Source organism: Uniformispora flossi (assembly GCF_049534875.1).
Taxonomy (GTDB): domain Bacteria; phylum Actinomycetota; class Actinomycetes; order Streptomycetales; family Streptomycetaceae; genus Yinghuangia; species Yinghuangia aomiensis.
The window spans coordinates 610,390-628,756 of sequence record NZ_JBMULZ010000001.1 but is presented as its reverse complement, the minus strand read 5'-3'; the positions used below and the strand labels follow the sequence as shown (position 1 = coordinate 628,756).

Here is an 18,367-nt window from a genome sequence, read left to right as displayed (position 1 = left end):
CCCCGCCCTCTGGTGGGGGGGGGGGTGCCACCCCGCCCCGCCCCCCCTTGGCCGGCCGCCGCCCGCGGGGGGGGCCGGGGGGGGGGCCTCCACCCCGAAACCCGGCCCGGTCACGGGCCGGGCCCACGATTCGTCCAGGAGGTTCGGGATGACCGCCACCATGTGGGATTCCGAGATCTTTGCGGAGGCAGGCGGCCCGGAGAGCGCCGCCCCCGCATGCCCCGCGGCCGGCACCGTCCCGCCGCCCGCAGACCCCCGCCTTCTCCGCCAGGCCTTCGGCACTTTCGCCACCGGAGTCGTCGCACTCACGTACCGGGCCGGCGGCAGCGACTACGGCGTCACCGTGAACTCGTTCACCTCCGTGTCGCTGGACCCGCCGCTGCTGCTGGTCTCCATGCAACGGACCTCTCGGGCGCTGAGCCACCTGCTGGAGCGGCCCTTCGCGGTCAACGTGCTCGCCGAAGGCCAACTCGACACGGCACTGAATTTCGCGGGCAAACCGCAGCCTCGTCCGGTCGACTGGGTCCGCGGCGAAGCGGCTCCGCGGGTCGGCGGCGCCTTGGCGTACTTCCAGTGCACGCCGTGGGCGAGCTACGACGGCGGCGACCACGTCCTGGTGCTCGGCCGGGTCACGGACTTCGGGCAACGCGACGACGTCCAGCCGCTGCTCTTCCACCGCGGCCAGTGGAACATCGCCGGAAATACCGCCGAAAGTCGCGCCGGGGACGGTGCGCAGCCCGAGAGGAACCGAGCATGAGCACAGAAGTCACCCGGCTCCTTGCCGACATGGACGCGATCCACCCGCTCCTGGAGCGCGAGGCCGCGGACAGCGAGCGGCTGCGCCGTCCCACGCCGGCGGTCCAGACCGCACTCCGCGGCATCGGCATCCACAAGCTCACCGTGCCGGCCGAGCTCGGCGGCATGGATGCCTCCCCCGTACAGGTCCTCCAGGTGATGGAGAAGCTCGCTCACGCGGATGCCTCGTTGGGGTGGCTGGTGGGCGCCCTCGCCGCCGAGACGGCAACCGCGGCCGTCCACCTGGGCGATGCCGCGGCGGCCGAACTCTTCGCCGACGGCGCGTGTCCTGTGGTGTCGGGTCAATCGGCCGCGTTCACCGGCCGGGCGGTGCGCACCGACGGCGGCTACCGGATCAGCGGGGCATGGCAGTTCACCCCCGGCGTATCGCTGGCCACCCATGTCAACCTCGCGGCCACGGTCGAGGAGACCGGCGAGCAACTGGTGGGCCTGGTCCCGCGGTCGGCCGTACGGATCAGCGACAACTGGGACATGCTCGGGCTGCGGGCGACCGCGAGCTTCGACTACCAGGCCGACGACGTGCCGGTCGACGACGCGTACGTGTACCGCACCGGCCCCGGGCACGCCCGGCGCGGCGGTCCCCTGTACCGGTCGGACCCGGCGCTGCCCGCGGTTCTCCAGCAGGCCGCCTGGGCGCAGGGCATCGGGCGCCGCATGCTCGACGAACTGCGCGCCCTGACCCGGCGCCGGAATCCCGCGGAACAGGCCCCGGTCACCCGGGACGAGTTCTTCGCCGAGTTCGCGCGGCACTATTCACACGTCCGCGGCACGATGGCGCTGCTGCGCGAGACCTGGGCGGACAACGAGGCCACCCTGGCGGCCGGCATGCCGCTCGACGGCGAGCAGGAGACGATGGCGCGGCTCGCCGGGAACCTCGCGACCAGCACCGCGCTGGAGATCGGCCAACTCGTCTACCGCTTCGCCGGAGCCCAGGTCATGCGGGACGGCACGGTGCAGCGCTTCTTCCGGGACAGCCACGCCGGAAGCCGGCACCGCGGGTCGTCCGACGCCGTGACCCGGAAGTGCGGTCGGATGCTGTCCGGCACCGCCCCCGAAGGGACGTGCTGGGACGCCTTCGACCTGATCGCCCCCCAACCCGCTGGAGCACACGCGTGAAGCTGGCCACCATACGCATCACCAGCGGCACAGTCGCGGCCCGGTTGGACGGCGACACGTTCACCGAGGTCCCCGGTTACCGCGACATCGGCTCACTGCTGGCCGAACCGGACTGGCGGGGGATCGCCCTGGCATCCGACGGCACCCGGCACCGCCGAACCGACGTGGGACTGGCGACGCTCGTGCCGAATCCCTCCAAGGTGCTGTGCGCCGGGCTCAACTACACCAGCCACATCCGCGAGATGGGCCGCGAACTCCCCGCCCATCCCGCACTCTTCGCGAAGTTCGCCGAAACGCTGACCGGACCGGCAGACCCGGTAGCCGCCGTTCCGGAAGACCCGAAGATGGATTGGGAAGGCGAACTCGCCCTGGTCATCGGACGGACGGCCTACCGAGTCGGCGAAGCGGAAGCGGACGACTACATCGCCGGGTACACCGTCGCCAACGACATCTCCATGCGGGGCTGGCAGCACCGCACGACCGAGTGGCTCCAGGGCAAGATCTGGGCGCGCTCCACACCGGTAGGGCCGGTCCTGACCACGACCGACGCGTTCGACGCCGCCACCGCCACCCTCCGCACCACGGTGAACGGAACCGTCGTCCAGCACCATGCGGTCGCGGACTTGCTGTTCACGCCCGCGCAATTGGTCTCCTACGCCTCCACCGTCATCCCCCTGCGTCCCGGCGACCTGATCCTCACCGGCACCCCCGGAGGCGTGGGGAGCGGCCGAACCCCGCCGTGGTACCTGAAGGCCGGAGACCTTGTCGAGGTGACGATCGACGGGATCGGCACCGTGTCCACGCCGATCACTTGACGAACCGGTCGGGCGTAGGCCACGCGGCATGTCGGTCCATGCCGACAGGTGCGGACCCGGCGCTCCCGGACGGACGCCCCCTGTGGGCGCCCCTTTTGGTAGTCAGCCGCGGCAGTGTGTCGGCGAGCGGTTCCGCGCCCCTCCGGGCAGCGGGCCGCGGGCCGATTCGCCGGGCTGCGGCGGCGAACCGGTTCAGGGCGTAATGTCCGTGGAGTCGGCGAATCCGCGGGGGCGTGGTGGGGCGTGTCGAGGTGATCGAGCTCGACGGCGGTGACGTCGGAGGGTTGAGGGCGGCGTTCTCGCGGGCCGGGCCGGAGCACGAGACGGTCGTGCGGATGCCCGAGCGGGGTGTATTCGCGCTGGAGAGCGCACTGCCGCCCTTGGAGGGACTGCTGACGCTGGAGGGCGGCGAGGTCCGGCGGGAGGTGCTCGGCCCGGATCGCAGGCCCGTCGACCGGGCACGGTACGGGTTGTTGAGCGTGCGTCGTGGTCGGCTGCGGCTGCGGGGTGTGTCGCTCGGCGGAGGCGCCGCGGACCTGGGCTCGGCGGTGCGGGTGGGACCCGGCTGCTTGCTGGAGGCGGAGAAGGTGATGGTGATCGGCTGCGGAGGCTGGCGTCCGGAACGGCCTCGTGGGGGAGCGGTGTTCGTCGCGCGTGGTGCGTCCGCGGTCCTGCGCGGGGGCCTGTTCGCCTACTGTGACGGTGCGGTGTGGGCAGCGGGAGCCTTGGACGCCGCGGGGACGCACTTTAAGGAATGCTCCGTCCCGTCGGTCGATGACAGTCCTGCCCAGTGCGACATCTACATCGCGGATGGTGCGCCGACTCCGCGGCTGGCCTCGTGCCGGTTCGGCCAATACGTGGTCGGCGTCGACTTCCCCACCACGTCCGGGCTGGTCTTGGCCGACGTCGAGTTCGGGGCCGGCGGGGATGCGTTCCGGGCCCGGGGCACCGACCCTGAGCTGGTCGGCGCCATCAACGCCCGCGGCCGCGTCGAAGCGGGCGCCGAGTTTCGCCCCGCGTTCACCGGGACGTTCCCGCCCACGCCGTGAGTACGGACGTCCCGGTGCCCTCCACACCGACCGCGAGTGTCGATTCCGCCGGTGATTTCCGCCGGGTCGTGCGCCATGCTGCGGCACGTCGACTGAGGGTGACTGAGAGCTGGATCACACCCCGCCGGCCGAATGTCACACTCGGCCTTTCCTCCGACTCTCATCCTGCGACCGCCCCGACGCGTTCCGTCGGGGCGACGGCACCGATGAGACAAGGAACAAACGGGTGACCAAACCACACACGCCCGCCAAGCTGGCCGCCGTCGGCGCTGCCCTCGCCGCGGCCCTCACCCTGGGTACCGGAACCGCGTCCGCGACCAGCGACCCCAATGTCCAGAAGGCCTTCTACCTGAACGGCCACCGGGTCGCCAACGTGCAGTTCCAGCCCCGCGACGGGCAGAGCGGCGACGAGCACCTGTACATCTCCAACCCGGTCAAGGACAAGAACCAGATCTGGGTGGAGGTCTGGGACGGCAGCCGGAGGATCGGCACGTGCACCGCCGGGTACGGCTTCCGCGACTGCCACTGGCCGATCGCCGAGGACCACAAGGTGTTCATCGACGCGTACCGGATCGGCGTCGGAACCATGGACTATCTCGGCGCCTTCACCGCCCGGTCATGACCCGACGCCCACCCTCGGGAGCATCACAGTGCTGACCGCGACCTGCGGAGCGTGGAAGTCCGCCGTCGCCTGAGCCGTCTGCGGCGTGGCCCACGGGCCACGCCGCAGAACCGGAGGTCCGGACGCGCGGGACCGGTACACCCGGCCTCGCCGCCGCCCGCCTCCGCGGACGTACCGGCGGCCGCCCCACCGTCGTCAGCCCCGAACTCCCGGCCATCGCCCGCAACATGCTCCCCGACCCTGAACACCCCGTCACCGGCAACGCCAAACGTCCTCGCTCATCTCATGCCGCCCGGCGAAACGCGCCCGCTGCCCGCGGCCGCCCGGTTGCTTCCGCACGTACGGCCCCGGTCGGTGGACGTGCCGGAGGCGCGCCGGACCGGGACTTCGCTCGCGACCGTCGAACGAAACCTGGTGATCTCCCCGGCAAATCTGCGGATGTGCGTGGCAAATCGGCGACTTAGCGTGTGACGCGGTGTTCGGAAGCCGCGCCCATTGGCGCGTCCCTCGATCTGGCCGGCGCGCCGACTGCCGATCAAAACCCGGGACTTGCCGAATCCATCGCCTCCTGGAGACGACCATTTCGAACCTGCCGAATGTGCCGAACCCGCCGAAGGTGCCGAACCCGCCGGGTGCCCGCACCGCACAGCCTTCGTCGCATCACCTCGACCTCCGGTGATGGCGTCGCCGACCACAGCGCTCTGGCAGGGGATTTCGGCGTATGTGCTGTGGGGACTCTTCCCGCTGTACTGGCCCTTGCTGGAGCCGGCTGGAACTGTGGAACTCCTCGCGCACCGCACCGTGTGGTCACTTCTGGCGATGATCGTCCTGCTTTCCGTGCGGCGGAACCGGTCGTGGCTGCGTCTGCCGAGACCGGCCGTTCTGTTCAGGACCTCGATGGCGGCGCTGATGCTCTCGTTCAACTGGGGTGTCTACGTCTACGGGGTGAACAGTGGCCGGGTCCTCGAGGCCTCCCTTGGCTACTTCATGGCCCCGTTGGTGCTGATCGCGACCGGGGTGCGGGTGTTCGGCGAGGTCCTGCGACCGCGCCAGTGGGTGGCCGTTTCCCTGGGTGCCGGTGCGGTGCCGGTTCTGGCGACGGCGTACGGGCACGTGCCGTGGATCGCGATCGCGCTGGCGGGGTCGTGGGCGGCGTACGGGTACCTGAAGAAGACGGTGGACCTCTCCGCGGCGCATGCGACGACGGTCGAGACGGCCGCGATGGCGGTACCCGCCGCGGGCTATCTGCTGTGGCTGGCAAGCCGTGGTGACGGCACCTTTGCCGTGGGCGGGCCCGGGCATTCGCTGCTGCTCGCGTCGACCGGGCTTGCTGTGGTGCCTCTGCTGCTCTTCGCCGCCGCGGCGCGCGAAGTCCCGTTGAGCATGCTGGGCGTTCTGCAGTACGTCGAGCCCACCGTCCAGTTCGCCATCGGCGTCGCGGTGCGCCACGAGCCGATGCCGGTTTCCCGCTGGGCCGGCTTCGGCCTCGTCTGGTCGGCCCTGGTGCTTCTCGCCTACGACGCGCGGAGGGCAACCCGCGGACAGCGCGGCGATACGTCGGTGTACGCGGTCGAGACGGCCGTCGGGGGCGGCCGTGACTGACTGGTACGGGATCAAGGCACTGCTCGACCGGCTCCGCGCACCGGACGCGGTGGTTCGCGCACCACTTGACCCGGACATCCTCCACCCCGATCCCTGGGTGCGGGTCGGCCGCGAACACAACGCCTGGATCGACCACCACCGTGCCAAAGCCGAGCGCGTCATGGAACGGCTGTCCGGGGTCGTCGAATCGGTCGACCGGCAGATGGCGGCGATGCGGTTCACGTGGCGGCGACCCGCCCATCAGTCCCGTCGCGGCCAGGTGTTCACCCGGTCCGGTGCGCACGGTGCGGAACTGGTGTTTCGCGCCGCGGACAGTACGGAGCGGGTCCTCGTCGAGCGGTTCAACCCGAGCATGGAGTACCCGGGGATCTATCCGGACGGCTTCTGGCCCGCGCCGGATGGCCGACATCTGGTCTACTCCGACGCGGACCCCAGGCATGAGGGAGCCACCGCTCTGCACATGGTGCGCACCGACACCGGACAGGAGGTCGGCCCTCCCGTGCGTCCGGCCCGGTATCCGTCGGGAAGCTGGCTGGACGCGGACACCTTCGTGTACTCCCTCTACGCGGTGGGCGCGGACGACGACGGACGGCATCGTCCCGACGCCGCGTGGACCCCGTACCTTCGGCGTGTCGAGCCGGACGGGACCTGCGTCGACCGACGGCTGCCCCTCGTGGAACGCGCGGGCAGGGGATCGCGCTATGACTTCGTCCCCGGACCCGTCCCGGGCACTGTCGGGGTCGTCTCGTCCGGTCCGATCGTGAACTCCCCCAACGGTGTCGATGTGGTCGATCTGCGAGGAGAGGGCCGCGGGTTCGCCGTCGTGGACGAGGCGGCGGGTGTCCTCGCGCGGGTGCGGGTCGGTCCGCTCCGGGAGGACGGCACGCGTCGCATGTTCGTGGCCCTGCTGGACGGCGACGGGCCGCGTTCCGGACGCGTCCTGGCGGTGGATCCTCCGTTGCCGGGCCAGGCGCGACCCCAGGTCACCGAGCTGATTCCCGAGCGTCCCGGTGACGTGATCCGGGATTTCCAGGTCGTGGACCGGGGACATGATCGGGAACCGGCGCTGGCGTTGTCGTACCGCAGAAACGGCGGCGAAGTGCGCGTCGCCATCGCGGACCTGCGCACCGGTGAGCCCGGCGGCGGCGGTGCGAACGACGTGGGCGTCCGGGGTGAGAGGGGTGCCAGGAGTGACAGGGATGACAGGGGTGACAGGGGTGACAAGAGTGACAGGGGTGACGCAAGCGAAGGACCGCGCGAGGACACCGCGGACGGTCTCCACGTCGCGGATCTGCGCACCGTCGAACTGCCCGGTCAGAGGTTGGACAGCGCGGTCCCCGGCGTCGCGGTCGAGGGAAGATACGGCGTCATCACGGCCCTGACCGCGACCGAGGGCGACGGGAACGGGGGCGTCGAGATCGAGTACGCCTCGACGCTCATCCCGCCCCGGACCTATCTGCTCGACAGCGTGGAGCACGGCACCGAGCCGGTCCTGCTGGCCGGACCCACCGACGAGGACCTGCGCCGAGCGCGGATCCCCGAGGCGACCGTCTCGCTTCACCAAGTCTCCGGCGCGAGCGGACGCACCTCCTGGCTGCACGTCGTCCGACCTGCCGCGGCGTCGCCGGACGACCCCTTGCCGACCGTCGAAACCGCCTACCCGTTCTATGACCTGGGCCCGGGCACCGGGTTTCGCCCGCAGGCCGCCGTGATGATCGGTGCGGGCATGGCGTACGTGTCGCACTGGGTGTTCGGCAGCGGAGCGGACGGGCGTGCGGACCAACTGCGTTCGAAGGCCGCGATGCGCGAGAAGGGCCACGAGGACCTGGTGGCGGGCTTCCGCCATCTCGACAACCTCCCCGGCGTGGGCGGCGCGGCCCGACGCACCGTGATGTTCGGATCCGCGGGTGGTGTGACCGCGCTGGGCGTACTCAGGAACACGGCTGGGCTGGTCCGCAACGTGGTCGTCTCCCGGCCCCGTGTCGACCTCTTGGCGTCGGACGGGCTGACCCACGAGGTGCACATGGACGTGACCGACCGCCGGGACCGGCTCGCCGCCTACGCGACGTCGGGTCCCCTGCCGGTTGCTCCGCGCCGGCCGCCGGAGGCGGTTGTGTGGGTCGTCGGCCGGTCCGACCCGCGCATCGCCCCGCAGGCGGTGCGCCGCACCGCCGCGGCCTTCGAGGCCGCTGGTGCCGCGTATCACGGTGACAAAATCAAGCGTCCCGGAACCTTGTTCGTGGAACAGCAGAACAGCGGGCATTTCCCCGGAGGCGGCGAGCTGGCTGCCATCACCGCACTGGTTCTCGACGTGTCCGGGCGTGTGCCCCGGGAGCCCGGACCGGTCAACTCGGCGTACCGTGACACGACCGAACTCGCAGCCTTGGGGCTTGTCGCCGTGGCCAACGTCGCCGTCGCCGAGCCGGTGTTCTCCGCGGAGAGGTACGCGGCGATGCGGCAAGACGACCTTCATCAAGGCGTCAACGCGCGACGTGTGCCGACTCTGAAGAAGACGCTCGCCACGTAGCTTGCCAAGCATCGGAGCCGCGCGGACGGTGGCGGCGGGGACTGCTCCCGTCCGCGTGTCCGCACGGGTGGGATTGGGCGTCGGGCCACGAGCGCGGCGCGAGATATCCGAGGTAGTCCATGCCTCCGGCGGCGATCAGCCGAGGTGCAGGAGCTTGTCGGGATTGCTCACGGCGTAGATACCGGCCGCCTGTGTGCCGTTCGGCGTGAGGTCGAGGACCAGCGCGACGAACGGACGGCCCCCGGAAACAAGCACGATCGTCGGATCGCCGTTGACCGTCCGGACAGACGCGTGCGCGTCGGGATGGAGCGCGGCGGCCGCGAAAGCGGCAAACAGCCGCGCGACCTTGTCCCTTCCGTGCATGGGCCGTTGCCCTGCCGCGGGTGCTTTGCCGCCACCGTCCGTCCACAGCGTCACGTCCGGCGCCAGGATCTCCATGAGCGCGTTGACGTCGCCGCCCAGCTGCGCGGCCGCGAAACGCTCGGTCAACTGCCGGAGCACCCGCGGATCGGCGCGGTAGCGGGGACGCCGGGCCTGGACATGGTCACGGGCGCGGTGCGCGAGCTGACGCACCGCCGCGGGTGTGCGCCCGAGGATTTCGGCGATCTCGCCGGTCGGGTAGTCGAAGACGTCATAGAGCACGAACACCACGCGCTCAAGGGGCGTGAGGGTCTCCAGCACCACGAGCAGCGCCACGGACAGCAGTTCGTAGCGCTTCCCATGGTCGGGCACGGCGACGGGCTCGGGCAGCCAGGGGCCGACATACGTCTCGCGCCGACGGCCGATGGCGGACTGCCGGGCCAGCGCCTCGTTCACCGCGATGCGCACCAGGTACGCCCGAGGGTTCTCGATGTCCCGCCCGGTCTCGTGCCGCCGAGCCCATGACAGCCAGGTCTCCTGGAGGACGTCCTCGGTGTCGGCGACGCCGCCGAGGAGGTTGTAGACGATGGAGAACAACAGGCCGCGGTACTCGACGTACACGCGTGTGGCGTCCTCGGCCCACGGCTCGGTCGGCTGCTCGTCGCCCATGACACGGGACTCCTTTCCCCTGCGCCCCCGCGCGGTCCCCGCCGCCTCGTTCGCCGGGTGCCCGCCTTCGTGAAGCAGATCACATTCGGATGACGGATGTCACAGTCGGGGCCCGCCTCGGGCTCTCGGGATGCGTAGGACAGCCACCAGGGAGAACCATGAAACTGACCATTTTCGCGCCGACCGGCGGCATCGGCCGCCACGTCCTCGAACAGGCGCTCGCCGCGGGGCACGAGGTGACCGCGGTGGCCCGCCGCCCCGAGCAACTCGCCGAAGTCTCGGGCCGGATCCGGCTGCTCGGCGCGGACCTGGCGGCCTCGGATCCGGGCCTGCTGGCGACCGCCGTCGACGGCCGCGACGCGGTGCTGTCCGGGCTGGGGCCGCGCAAGCCGAGGTCGGAGGCGGGCATCGCCTCGCGAGGAACTCGGGCCATCGTCGCCGCGATGCACGCGACAGGGGTACGGCGGCTCGTCGTCGTCAGCGCGGCGCCGATCGGCACGGTGGCCTCACCAGGACACCCGGCACCGCCCAAGCACGACCCCGGCGACGGATTCTTCATGCGGCATCTCGGCGCACGCTTCGGCAAGACCATGTTCCGCGCCCATTTCGAGGACCTGGCGCTCATGGAGGACATCGTCCGCGAAAGCGGCCTCGACTGGACCATCTCGCGTCCGCCGCAACTCACCGACAAGCCGCTGACGGGGACGTACCGCACGGCCTACGGCCGGAACCTCAAGGGCGGGAGGTATGCCTCGCGCGCCGATGTCGCGCACCACATGCTGCGCGTGCTCGACGAGCCCGAGTCCGTGAAACAAGTTGTCGGGATCGCGAGTTGACCGGCTCCGCCCCCCCACCGGTGGCGCGAACCGTGCCGCTCACCCCTTCCTCGTGCCGGAACGGCCCGAGCCGTCAGCGGAGGCGCACAGATGTCCGTGGAACGTGAAAAGGTGCATTTCGTCAGCGGTGGCACCCAGTGCGCGGCCTGGCACTACCCGGGTACCAACGGTGTATGCGTGATCATGGCCGGCGGCTTGGCCGTGACCAAGGAGGCCGCGACGGACTTGTTCGCGCGGCGCTTCCACGACGCCGGGTTCAGCGTCCTCGCCTTCGACTACCGAGGGCTTGGCGAGAGCGCGGGGGAGCCGCGCCTCGTGCTGCCCATGAAGGCGCAACAGGCCGACTGGGAAGCGGCGATCGCCTTCGCGGGCACCCTCCCGGGCACCGCCCCCGACCGGCTCGCGTTGTGGGGCTTCTCCGCCTCGGCCGGCCACCTCCTGCCGGTCGCCGCGCGAAACCCGCAACTCGCGGCAGTGATCCTGCAGACGCCCTTCGTGGGAGGTCTGTCCGCCACGCGCAAAGCCGCCTCCCACCAGACGACATGGGCCGCACTGCGCTTCACGGGCGTGGGTCTGCTCGACATGCTCGGAGGCGTCTTCGGGCGGCGTCCCACGCTCATCCCGCTCTCCCGCGAGCCCGGCACCGTCGCCCTGCTGGCGACGCCCGACGCCCTGGACGGAGACCGGGCACTCAACCCCGGCAACTGCCACCCGGACTGGGCGCAGATGGTCGCGGCGCGCACGGCCCTGGCGATGGTGGCCTACCGACCGGGGCGTTCCGCCGCCCGCGTACGCTCGCCTCTCCTGGTGGTGACGTGCGACCAGGACCAGAGCACCCCGGCCGAGGAAGTCCGCCGGGCGACGCAGCACGCACCGCTGGTCGAATACTCCCAAATCCCCGGACGCCACTACGCACCCTTCCTGGAGGCCCACGAGCAAGCCGTCGACGCCCAACTCGCCTTCCTCGGGCGACACGCGGTCCGCAGGTTGCCCGCCCGCTGACCCGCCGACCCGCGGATCAGTGCAGTCCCGGGGCGCGGGAGACTGGTCGGGTGACAAGCGCCTTACACCTGACGAACTCGCGGTCATAACCGGGCGGACGATCCCGGACGTCATGGTGTCCGCGGGCCGGGTCCGATTTCTGGTGTCGCCCGTGACAGGGGGCAATTGTCTGGTGCTTCGGCGATGCGTTGTGGCCGCCGATTGACGACCCGGCCGCGCGCCGGCCCTGGTGTGCGTCCGTCAGCGTGGCTTCGGGTGCGGGCCGCCCGTCGGCCGGCCTTGTGCCGTGCCGGTGGTGCCGACGTGGCCCGGGGGCTCGGCGGGGGAGAGGGCGGCGAGGAGCTGCAGCTTTTCGTCGCTGTCGCTGTCCTTGTCGGGGTAGTAGACGACGAGGATGACGTCGGCGATGGGGAGTTTGTCTCGGTGGAGGCGGAGTTCACCGACGACGGGGTGGTGGACTGTGGTTGTGCCTCCGTCGATCGTGCGGACGTCGTGGCGGGCCCACAGGACGCGGAACCGCTCACTGGACAGGGCGAGTTCTCCGACGAGTTCGACGAACCGGGGGTTGTCGGTGTCGTCGCCGATTGTGGTGCGGAGGGCGGCGACGATTTCGGCGGTGGCTTTCGTCCAGTCCTGGTGGAAGGCCTGTTCCTCAGGGTCGAGGAGGAGGGAGCGCAGACGGTTCTGGCCGGGCCGCAGGCGGGGGGAGAGGGCGACCGCCATGGCGTTGGAGGCCAGCACGTCGAACGCGCGTCCTTCGACGAACGCGGGGATCTGCAGGTGGGCGAGCAGCTCGTGCACCCGAGCGGGCACGTGCTCGGGGCGTTTGCGGCGCGGCGCCCTGGGGTGTGCCGCAGCGAGGCCGAGCAGGTACGCCCGTTCGACGTCGTCGAGCTGCAGGACGCGCGCGAGTGACTCGAGCACCTGCGGTGAGGGGTTCTTGTCGCGGCCCCGTTCCAAGCGCAGGTAGTAGTCGGGGCTGATTCCCGCGAGTAGGGCGACTTCCTCTCGGCGCAGGCCGGGCACGCGGCGGTTGCCGCCGGGCGGGAGTCCCGCCTGCGCCGGGGAGACCAGCTCACGCCGGGCACGAAGGTAGCTGCCGAGCCGGTTGCCGGATTCGTTGTCCCTCATACCGTCACGCTAACGCGGCATGCATGTCGCAGAGGGGGCCCTGGCAGGACCAGGGAAGACGGCGGCCTCCCCATGTGCGGCGGATGCCGCGAAGACTGCGAGAGGACGTTGTGAAGGAGACAGGGAACGTCACCTGTCTGTGCCGCGGTGTGAACGCCGACGGTGCCTTGAACCGAAGGGAAGACCTCGTGGATCTCTCCAACCGCACAGTTCTCATCGTCGGCGGGACCTCGGGAATCGGGCGGGAGCTGGCCCGGCGGTTCGCCGCGGCGGGCAGCACCGTGACCGTGGCCGGCCGTAGTCCGGAAGGGCTCGCGGAAGCTGCCGGGGAAGGATTCGGCACGATCGGCATCGACGTCACCGACAGTGCCTCCGTCGCATCCGCCCGTGACACCGTGCTTGCCCGCTATCCCGAGCTGGATACCGTGGTGACGATGGCGGGCGTCATGCTCATGGAGGACCTGCGCGACCCCGCGCACTTCGACGTGACAGCGACGACGATCGACACCAACCTGCTCGGCACCATCCGGGTCGTCGACGCGTTCACCCCGCACTTGATCCGCCGGGGTGCGGGCACCTTCGTCACCGTCACCTCCGGCATCGCCTTCCTGCCCTTCCCGCCCATGCCCAGCTACGCCGCCTCGAAGGCCGCCGTGCACGCCTACTCCGAGGCGCTGCGCGCACAGCTGGACGGTACCGGTGTCGGTGTCGTCGAACTCGTCCCGCCGGCCGTCGCCACCGCGGGCCAGGAGAAGGTGAACCCCCACGCACTGCCGCTCGACGACTTCGCCACCGAGGTCGTGGACCTGCTCGCGGAGGAGCCCACCCCTGGCGAAATTCTGGTGAAGGGCGTCCGCATGCACCGCTGGGCGGAGCGCGACGGCACGTACGACGCCCTTGTCGCCCAACGCGCCCAGGCTTTGGCCATGCTCCCCAGCCGCCAAGGCTGAGGCGCACTCCTGGCTTACGGCGTGATCATGGTGAAGTGCGGGTCGAACGCGTCGGTGGCTTCCGCGAGTCGGGCCAGCACGTCGACGTCGCCCTCTGCCTTCACATGGCCGGCGTCCAGGGTGCGGGCCGCCTGGGCGGGGTTGAGAAGGACTCCGGCGAGGACGGGTTTGGGTCCGGTGAGGGTGAGTTGGGCGCCGTCGGCGTGGCCGGGGCGGGCGTTGAGGACGCCGCCCCGGACCCACATGGTCCAGGGCTGGTCGTCCCCGGCTCCGGTGAAGGTCCAGTGGGCGACACGCATGTCGATCGCGCTGGCCTGGCTGATGCAGCGCTCGCCGAACATCCTGCTCATCCCCGGTACTTCGTCCCCTGCTCACCTGCGGGAGAACATCGCAGGAGCCGGTCTCTCCCTCTCCGGCGAAGACGTGGCCGAACTGGACGGCATCGGCCGCTGAGCCCGCGCGACCGTGGTCCGTCAGCGGCTGGCTGCCACCGCGAGGTCGCGCATGGCCGCATCGTGGGCGGCCAGTTCGCCGAGGGCGTGCTCGATGAAGGGACGCCCGTCGTCGTCGGCGATCCAGGCTTCATAGCTGGAGTAGTAGGCACGTACGCCGATGTGGCGCCGGCAGGTACGTCCTGGCATGCGGTCGCCGACGAGGGCGTCGCCGTGCGCGACATCGCCGAGGTGGTCGGCCGCCGGCTCGACCTGCCGGTGCGGTCCGTCCCCGAGGAGGCATTCGGCCCGTTCGGGCCCATCTTCGCGATGGACCAGCCGGCGTCGAGCGCCCACACCCGCCGGGCTCTCGGGTGGGAGCCGACGGGCCCGGGCCTGTTGGCGGATCTGGAGAACGTCCGGCCGTGAGCCGACCACGACACGCCGCGGCGAGGCGGCGACCCGGGCCATCCCGTCCCCCCGCTCCCGGGTCGCCGACGCGCGCCGAACGCCGCCGACGCGCGCCGAACGCCGCCGAGGCGCGCCGAACCGCACGCGAAGGGAGTCGAGTTCGTCGGCGGCCTCCACGCCGCGGCGCTGGTCGGAGGTCAGGACGTGATCACGGCGGGGTTTCCCTCGCTCCAGACGCTGGTGATCCGACGGTGCGTGAAGCGCCAGCCGTCCGGGGTGCGGCGCAGGCGGTCGTCGTAGCGGCCGCCGGCCAGGAACTTCTCGCCGTCGGGCAGGCCGAGGCGGACATGCTGGGCCTGGTAGTAGCACGTGTGCTCGGCCTCGTCGCCGTGCAAGGCGACGGCATGGTTGCCGTTCAGATGATGGGTGGCGTCGAAGCGCTCCACGCTGCCGCTGATCCTGGCGACGATCGCCTCAGGCCCGTGCAGCCGTTCTCCCGACCCGCTGTACTCCCAGCAGGCGTCGTCGGTGAACAACGCTCCCAGTGCCTTCCAGTCCCTGGTGTCCACGGCCGTCGCATACGCGATCACGGTGTCCACGATCGCGGCGCGGTCTGCGAGTTCTTGAAACATGGAGGTGCCTTCCGTTCGGTGCGCAATGTGTTACGGGGGTCATCATTGGTGGGGGTCTGTACGGTTCTTGGCGTGACGGCTGGACCTGAGGAGGTCTCAGATGTCCGAACACCCAAGCGAGAAAACCGGGTTACCTATTCCGGTTGAGCCCATCGAGGTCTGGGCTGCGGACGAGTTGGACGCGCAGCTGGTGCGCCGGCCGACCGACCGGGCCCGCGCCGAGGGCCTCGCACTGACAGGTGCCGGGAGCCTGCTGCAGCAGCAGACGAAGCTGGTGCTCGAGGCCGCTCTCGAGGGCGAGATAGACGACCATCCCGGCTATGCGAAGCACGCGGCCGAGGGCCGGGACGGCGGGAACTCCCGCAACGGCCGCCGCGCCAGGGCCGTCGTGACCGAGGTGGGGCCGGTGTCCGTCGCGGCCCCGCGGGACCGCGACGGGACCTTCGCGCCGGCGATCGTTCCCAAGCACGCCCGGCGTCTATCAGGCATCGACGTACGCATACCGGACGAGCGCCGTGCCCCTGGCCTGGATCAGAGCGGCCAACGCTTGCTCCCGCGGCTCCACGCGTGTTCCCCCGCTTTCCCTCGTGCACTGAAGACGAACGACCAGCGCGTGGTGTTGGGGGGTGTGTTCAACGTTCTCGCACGCGGGTGTTGGAACGCAGTTTCGTGAACTGGTCGCGGGAGATCGACAAGATGTGCACGTCCCAGTACTTTTTGTGGGTATAGAGAGACTCGCTGACGCGCACCGTCGAGAAGTCGCCGTCCCTTTGTTCGCTCCCGGCCTGATCGAGAATCCGCTCGGCTTTTGCGGTGTCTGTCACCAACAAATTGACGACATGGTTCTCCGGGTCGACGCGCACACCGCTGTATACCGATTTGTGGTCCCGGGCCCCGGACGATCGACGGCCTGCGCCGTCTTCGTCAGCGACCCGATCACCGCTGCTTGTTCTTCTGCGGTGAGCTCGTCGGCCGGTGTACCCGGACCGGACGCCTACGGTTCACATCTGTTCAGCTGTGCTCGGGCCGCGGCGCCGCGAACACCGACCCCACGAAAATGCGCCGGGACACCAGGAACGTCACCGGGATCGCCGCCACCGCGGCCACCAGCGGGGCGACCCGCTGGTCCATCGAGATCCATGACACCAGCACATACATGCCGACCGTGGTGATCACGAAATTGCTCACGTTGGTCAGCGGGAACAGCAGGAAGTTCCGCCATGTGGGCTTGGTCCGGTACGTGAAGTACGTGTTCATGAAGAACGAGCCGACCATGCTCAGCGTGAACGCCGCCACATGCGCCACCAGGTACGGCATCAGCTCACGCAGGCCCAGGTAGAGCAGGTAGTACGTGCCGGTGTTGACGACGCCTACGGCACCGAACCGGATCGCCTGACGCCACATCAGCCGCGCACCTGTTCGACCGGGGCGAACGTGCTTTCGCGCACGAGGTAGTGCGGTCGCCGTTTGGACTCGTAGTAGATACGGCCGATGTACTCGCCGATCAGGCCGAGCATGGTCATCTGCAGGCCGCCCAGGCCGGTGACGGCAATGATCAGCGTCACATAACCGGGAGTGTCGATGCCGTCCACGAGTGCGATGCCGACGATCACGCACGCGTACAGGAACGCCAGCGTGGACAGCACCAAGCCGAAGTAGATCGCCAGCCGCAGCGGCCGGTTGTTGAACGATATGAGGCCGTCCATGCCGTAGTTCAGGAGCTTGCCGAAACTCCACTTGGTCTCGCCGTGCGCCCGCGTCACGTTCCGGTACTCGAAGACCGCGGCGTCGAAGCCTATCCACGAGTACATGCCCTTGGAGAACCGGTTGTACTCGCGCATCGCGACCAGCGAGTCGACCGCCTTGCGGGACAGCAGCCGGAAGTCTCCGACCCCGTCGACCAGCTCGACGTCCACCCATTTGTTGACGAGCTTGTAGTAGCTGCGGCTCACCATGCTGCGGGCCCACCGGTCGCCCTCCCGGGACCGCCGCGCGATGACCTGGTCGTGGCCTGCCCGGTACAGCTCGACCATGCGCGCGACCAGCTCCGGCGGGTGCTGGAGGTCGGCGTCCATGATCACGACGGCATCGCCGGTGGCCGCTTCGAGGCCCGCCAGCATCGCTGCTTCCTTGCCGAAGTTCCGGCTGAACGACACGTACCGCGCCGCCGGGTCGAGCGCCGCGATGTCGCGCAGCAGCTCAAGCGTCTTGTCCGCACTGCCGTCGTCCACGTAGCAGATCTCGATCTCGGCGTCGAGATCGGCGAGTTCGCGGCTGATCGTGGTGTGGAAGTCGGAGATGACGTCTTCCTCGTTGAAACAGGGCACCACGATGGACAACCGCATCAAGGATCACCGATTTCTGCCGGGCGGGATTGGGCTGTGCCCGTCGCCGGGGCGCACGCGCGCGCCGCGCAGTCGCGGGTACACGGGACGGGATATTACCTGGTCGTCCGACGATTGTCGGGGGCCGCGCGGCGCCGTGATCAAGCACCTGCCGCGGACCACGGGCCCAGCGGCGCTCCGGGGTTCGGCTCGCGCGCGACCACGAGGCGGCCATCGCTGCGCGGCGCGGCCACCACCAGACGTCCTCCGCTCGCGTCCACGGCCGCGGCGGGCACGTGCGCGATGGTGCCGCCGAGCTGCTGCCAGGCCCGCGGCCGCCCACCGGGTCGATGCGCAGCAGGCTCACCGCCGTCGGAGTTCCGGGCCGCGACCGTGCGGCCGCCGGCCGCCGGCCGCTGGGCCCGCCACCGCGACCGGGCCGACCCCGCCGGGCACCCCGAGCCTCTCGGCGCCCGGCGGCATGCCCGCAGACTGCGGTCGACCTTCAGGCGTGCACCGGGCGACGGCCCGCTGATCCGCCGCCTTCGGCGCGAGAGTGACCCGCAGGCCCACCACGTGCGGCGTGCCGTCCGGCGCCCGTACTGCATGCTCTGCGGCCACCGCATGCGGTCGAACCCGTTGCCCATGCGGTGGTCGCCGCAGCCGTTGCGCATCGTGCACGGCGTGTCGTCCTCGCCGCCGTAGATGTCCGGCAGCGGTTGCTTCGCGGCGAAGTCGGCCGCCGACAAATTGTGCGGCCAATACGCATTCGAATAACCGCGGTAGCTCTCGGTCACCACCGCGCGCTCCGGGAATGCCCGTGTGTAGGCGGCGAGCGCCTGCACGGCGAACGACGCCGATGCCGTGTAGTCGTGATGATCGTCGGAACCCGTGCCCGGCTTCGACGAATAGTCGTGGTACTCGGGATCGGGATCGGGATCGAGGTGCCGCACCATCGTCGGCCGGAACCGGTCGAGCAGGTCGGTCGGCGTGCCGGGCAACTGGTCGCGTGTGTACCGGCCCTCGGCCGGAACCGGGGCCCGGGGCGACCGTCCGACAGCGCCCGATAGTGTG

General features: G+C 70.4%; 20 protein-coding genes and 2 pseudogenes. 13 read left to right on the top strand and 9 right to left on the bottom strand.

The genetic code is table 11. The features are described 5' to 3' along the window. The first annotated feature begins 148 nt into the window (after positions 1–148). The 7 genes from ACPA54_RS02795 (at position 149) to ACPA54_RS02765 (ending at position 8,547) form a co-directional block, all read left to right on the top strand. Positions 149–757, top strand: a complete 609-nt coding sequence (locus tag ACPA54_RS02795; RefSeq protein ID WP_423526385.1) for a flavin reductase family protein — start codon at positions 149–151, stop codon at positions 755–757. After that, the gene (locus ACPA54_RS02790; RefSeq protein WP_423526383.1) at positions 754–1,932 is read left to right on the top strand and encodes an acyl-CoA dehydrogenase family protein; all 1,179 of its coding nucleotides are present in this window, start codon (positions 754–756) and stop codon (positions 1,930–1,932) included. The genes ACPA54_RS02795 and ACPA54_RS02790 overlap by 4 nt, the downstream gene beginning before the upstream one ends. Continuing rightward, complete coding sequence (locus ACPA54_RS02785; RefSeq protein WP_423526382.1) at positions 1,929–2,747, top strand: fumarylacetoacetate hydrolase family protein; 819 nt, start codon at positions 1,929–1,931, stop codon at positions 2,745–2,747. Before ACPA54_RS02790 ends, ACPA54_RS02785 begins: the two co-directional genes overlap by 4 nt. Before the next feature lie 251 nt (positions 2,748–2,998). Then, positions 2,999–3,796 (top strand): hypothetical protein, encoded by a 798-nt coding sequence (locus tag ACPA54_RS02780; protein WP_423526380.1) that lies wholly within the window; start codon positions 2,999–3,001, stop codon positions 3,794–3,796. A gap of 226 nt (positions 3,797–4,022) precedes the next feature. Beyond that, positions 4,023–4,418: a hypothetical protein gene (locus ACPA54_RS02775; RefSeq protein WP_423526378.1), complete on the top strand. Its 396-nt coding sequence runs from the start codon at positions 4,023–4,025 to the stop codon at positions 4,416–4,418. Between the two features lie 678 nt (positions 4,419–5,096). Next, positions 5,097–6,020 (top strand): EamA family transporter RarD, encoded by a 924-nt coding sequence (rarD, locus tag ACPA54_RS02770; RefSeq protein WP_423526376.1) that lies wholly within the window; start codon positions 5,097–5,099, stop codon positions 6,018–6,020. Continuing rightward, positions 6,013–8,547, top strand: a complete 2,535-nt coding sequence (locus tag ACPA54_RS02765) for a prolyl oligopeptidase family serine peptidase (protein WP_423526375.1) — start codon at positions 6,013–6,015, stop codon at positions 8,545–8,547. The genes rarD and ACPA54_RS02765 overlap by 8 nt, the downstream gene beginning before the upstream one ends. 135 nt (positions 8,548–8,682) lie before the next feature. Here ACPA54_RS02765 and ACPA54_RS02760 read toward each other — a convergent pair whose 3' ends face one another. Further along, the gene (locus tag ACPA54_RS02760) at positions 8,683–9,576 is read right to left on the bottom strand and encodes a sigma-70 family RNA polymerase sigma factor (RefSeq protein WP_423526373.1); all 894 of its coding nucleotides are present in this window, start codon (positions 9,574–9,576) and stop codon (positions 8,683–8,685) included. A gap of 158 nt (positions 9,577–9,734) precedes the next feature. On the opposite strand from ACPA54_RS02760, the gene ACPA54_RS02755 reads away from it, so the two are divergent. Then, complete coding sequence (locus ACPA54_RS02755; RefSeq protein ID WP_423526371.1) at positions 9,735–10,412, top strand: NAD(P)-dependent oxidoreductase; 678 nt, start codon at positions 9,735–9,737, stop codon at positions 10,410–10,412. Between the two features lie 90 nt (positions 10,413–10,502). Continuing rightward, the gene (locus tag ACPA54_RS02750; protein WP_423526369.1) at positions 10,503–11,414 is read left to right on the top strand and encodes an alpha/beta hydrolase; all 912 of its coding nucleotides are present in this window, start codon (positions 10,503–10,505) and stop codon (positions 11,412–11,414) included. 240 nt (positions 11,415–11,654) lie between these two features. Here the strand turns inward: ACPA54_RS02750 and ACPA54_RS02745 are convergent, their stop codons facing one another. Continuing rightward, entirely contained in the window at positions 11,655–12,545 is an 891-nt protein-coding gene (locus tag ACPA54_RS02745) for a helix-turn-helix transcriptional regulator (protein WP_423526367.1), read from the bottom strand. 188 nt (positions 12,546–12,733) lie between these two features. On the opposite strand from ACPA54_RS02745, the gene ACPA54_RS02740 reads away from it, so the two are divergent. Next, on the top strand, positions 12,734–13,495 hold the full coding sequence (locus ACPA54_RS02740; protein WP_423526365.1) for an SDR family oxidoreductase: 762 nt from the start codon (positions 12,734–12,736) through the stop codon (positions 13,493–13,495). Between the two features lie 14 nt (positions 13,496–13,509). On the opposite strand, the gene ACPA54_RS02735 is transcribed toward ACPA54_RS02740, so the two are convergent. Next, positions 13,510–13,794, bottom strand: a complete 285-nt coding sequence (locus ACPA54_RS02735) for an alkyl sulfatase C-terminal domain-containing protein (RefSeq protein ID WP_423526364.1) — start codon at positions 13,792–13,794, stop codon at positions 13,510–13,512. Between ACPA54_RS02735 and ACPA54_RS02730 the strand changes: the two are divergent. Next, a pseudogene (locus ACPA54_RS02730) lies at positions 13,784–13,948 on the top strand (aldo/keto reductase); the annotation flags it as partial. The gene ACPA54_RS02735 and the pseudogene ACPA54_RS02730 overlap by 11 nt on opposite strands. Positions 13,949–13,968: 20 nt before the next feature. Here the strand turns inward: ACPA54_RS02730 and ACPA54_RS02725 are convergent. After that, positions 13,969–14,136 carry a hypothetical protein gene (locus ACPA54_RS02725; protein WP_423526362.1) on the bottom strand — a complete coding sequence of 56 codons (168 nt, stop codon included), beginning with the start codon at positions 14,134–14,136 and terminating at the stop codon, positions 13,969–13,971. Here ACPA54_RS02725 and ACPA54_RS02720 point away from each other — a divergent pair. Beyond that, positions 14,113–14,355: pseudogene (locus ACPA54_RS02720) on the top strand (3-beta hydroxysteroid dehydrogenase); the annotation flags it as partial. The gene ACPA54_RS02725 and the pseudogene ACPA54_RS02720 overlap by 24 nt on opposite strands. A gap of 179 nt (positions 14,356–14,534) precedes the next feature. Here the strand turns inward: ACPA54_RS02720 and ACPA54_RS02715 are convergent. Next, a complete protein-coding gene (locus tag ACPA54_RS02715) occupies positions 14,535–14,969 on the bottom strand; it encodes a nuclear transport factor 2 family protein (protein WP_423526360.1) in 435 nt (144 codons plus the stop codon). Positions 14,970–15,069: 100 nt separating this feature from the next. On the opposite strand from ACPA54_RS02715, the gene ACPA54_RS02710 reads away from it, so the two are divergent. Continuing rightward, positions 15,070–15,642 (top strand): transposase, encoded by a 573-nt coding sequence (locus ACPA54_RS02710; protein WP_423526358.1) that lies wholly within the window; start codon positions 15,070–15,072, stop codon positions 15,640–15,642. On the opposite strand, the gene ACPA54_RS02705 is transcribed toward ACPA54_RS02710, so the two are convergent. From ACPA54_RS02705 to ACPA54_RS02690, 4 genes are all read right to left on the bottom strand, one after another. Next, positions 15,602–15,832 (bottom strand): hypothetical protein, encoded by a 231-nt coding sequence (locus ACPA54_RS02705; protein WP_423526357.1) that lies wholly within the window; start codon positions 15,830–15,832, stop codon positions 15,602–15,604. The genes ACPA54_RS02710 and ACPA54_RS02705 overlap by 41 nt on opposite strands. A 148-nt stretch (positions 15,833–15,980) precedes the next feature. Further along, positions 15,981–16,373 carry a GtrA family protein gene (locus ACPA54_RS02700; RefSeq protein WP_423526355.1) on the bottom strand — a complete coding sequence of 131 codons (393 nt, stop codon included), beginning with the start codon at positions 16,371–16,373 and terminating at the stop codon, positions 15,981–15,983. Beyond that, positions 16,373–17,314 carry a glycosyltransferase family 2 protein gene (locus ACPA54_RS02695; RefSeq protein WP_423526353.1) on the bottom strand — a complete coding sequence of 314 codons (942 nt, stop codon included), beginning with the start codon at positions 17,312–17,314 and terminating at the stop codon, positions 16,373–16,375. The genes ACPA54_RS02700 and ACPA54_RS02695 overlap by 1 nt, the downstream gene beginning before the upstream one ends. A gap of 140 nt (positions 17,315–17,454) precedes the next feature. Then, positions 17,455–18,294: a hypothetical protein gene (locus ACPA54_RS02690; RefSeq protein WP_423526351.1), complete on the bottom strand. Its 840-nt coding sequence runs from the start codon at positions 18,292–18,294 to the stop codon at positions 17,455–17,457. Positions 18,295–18,367: the final 73 nt, after the last annotated feature.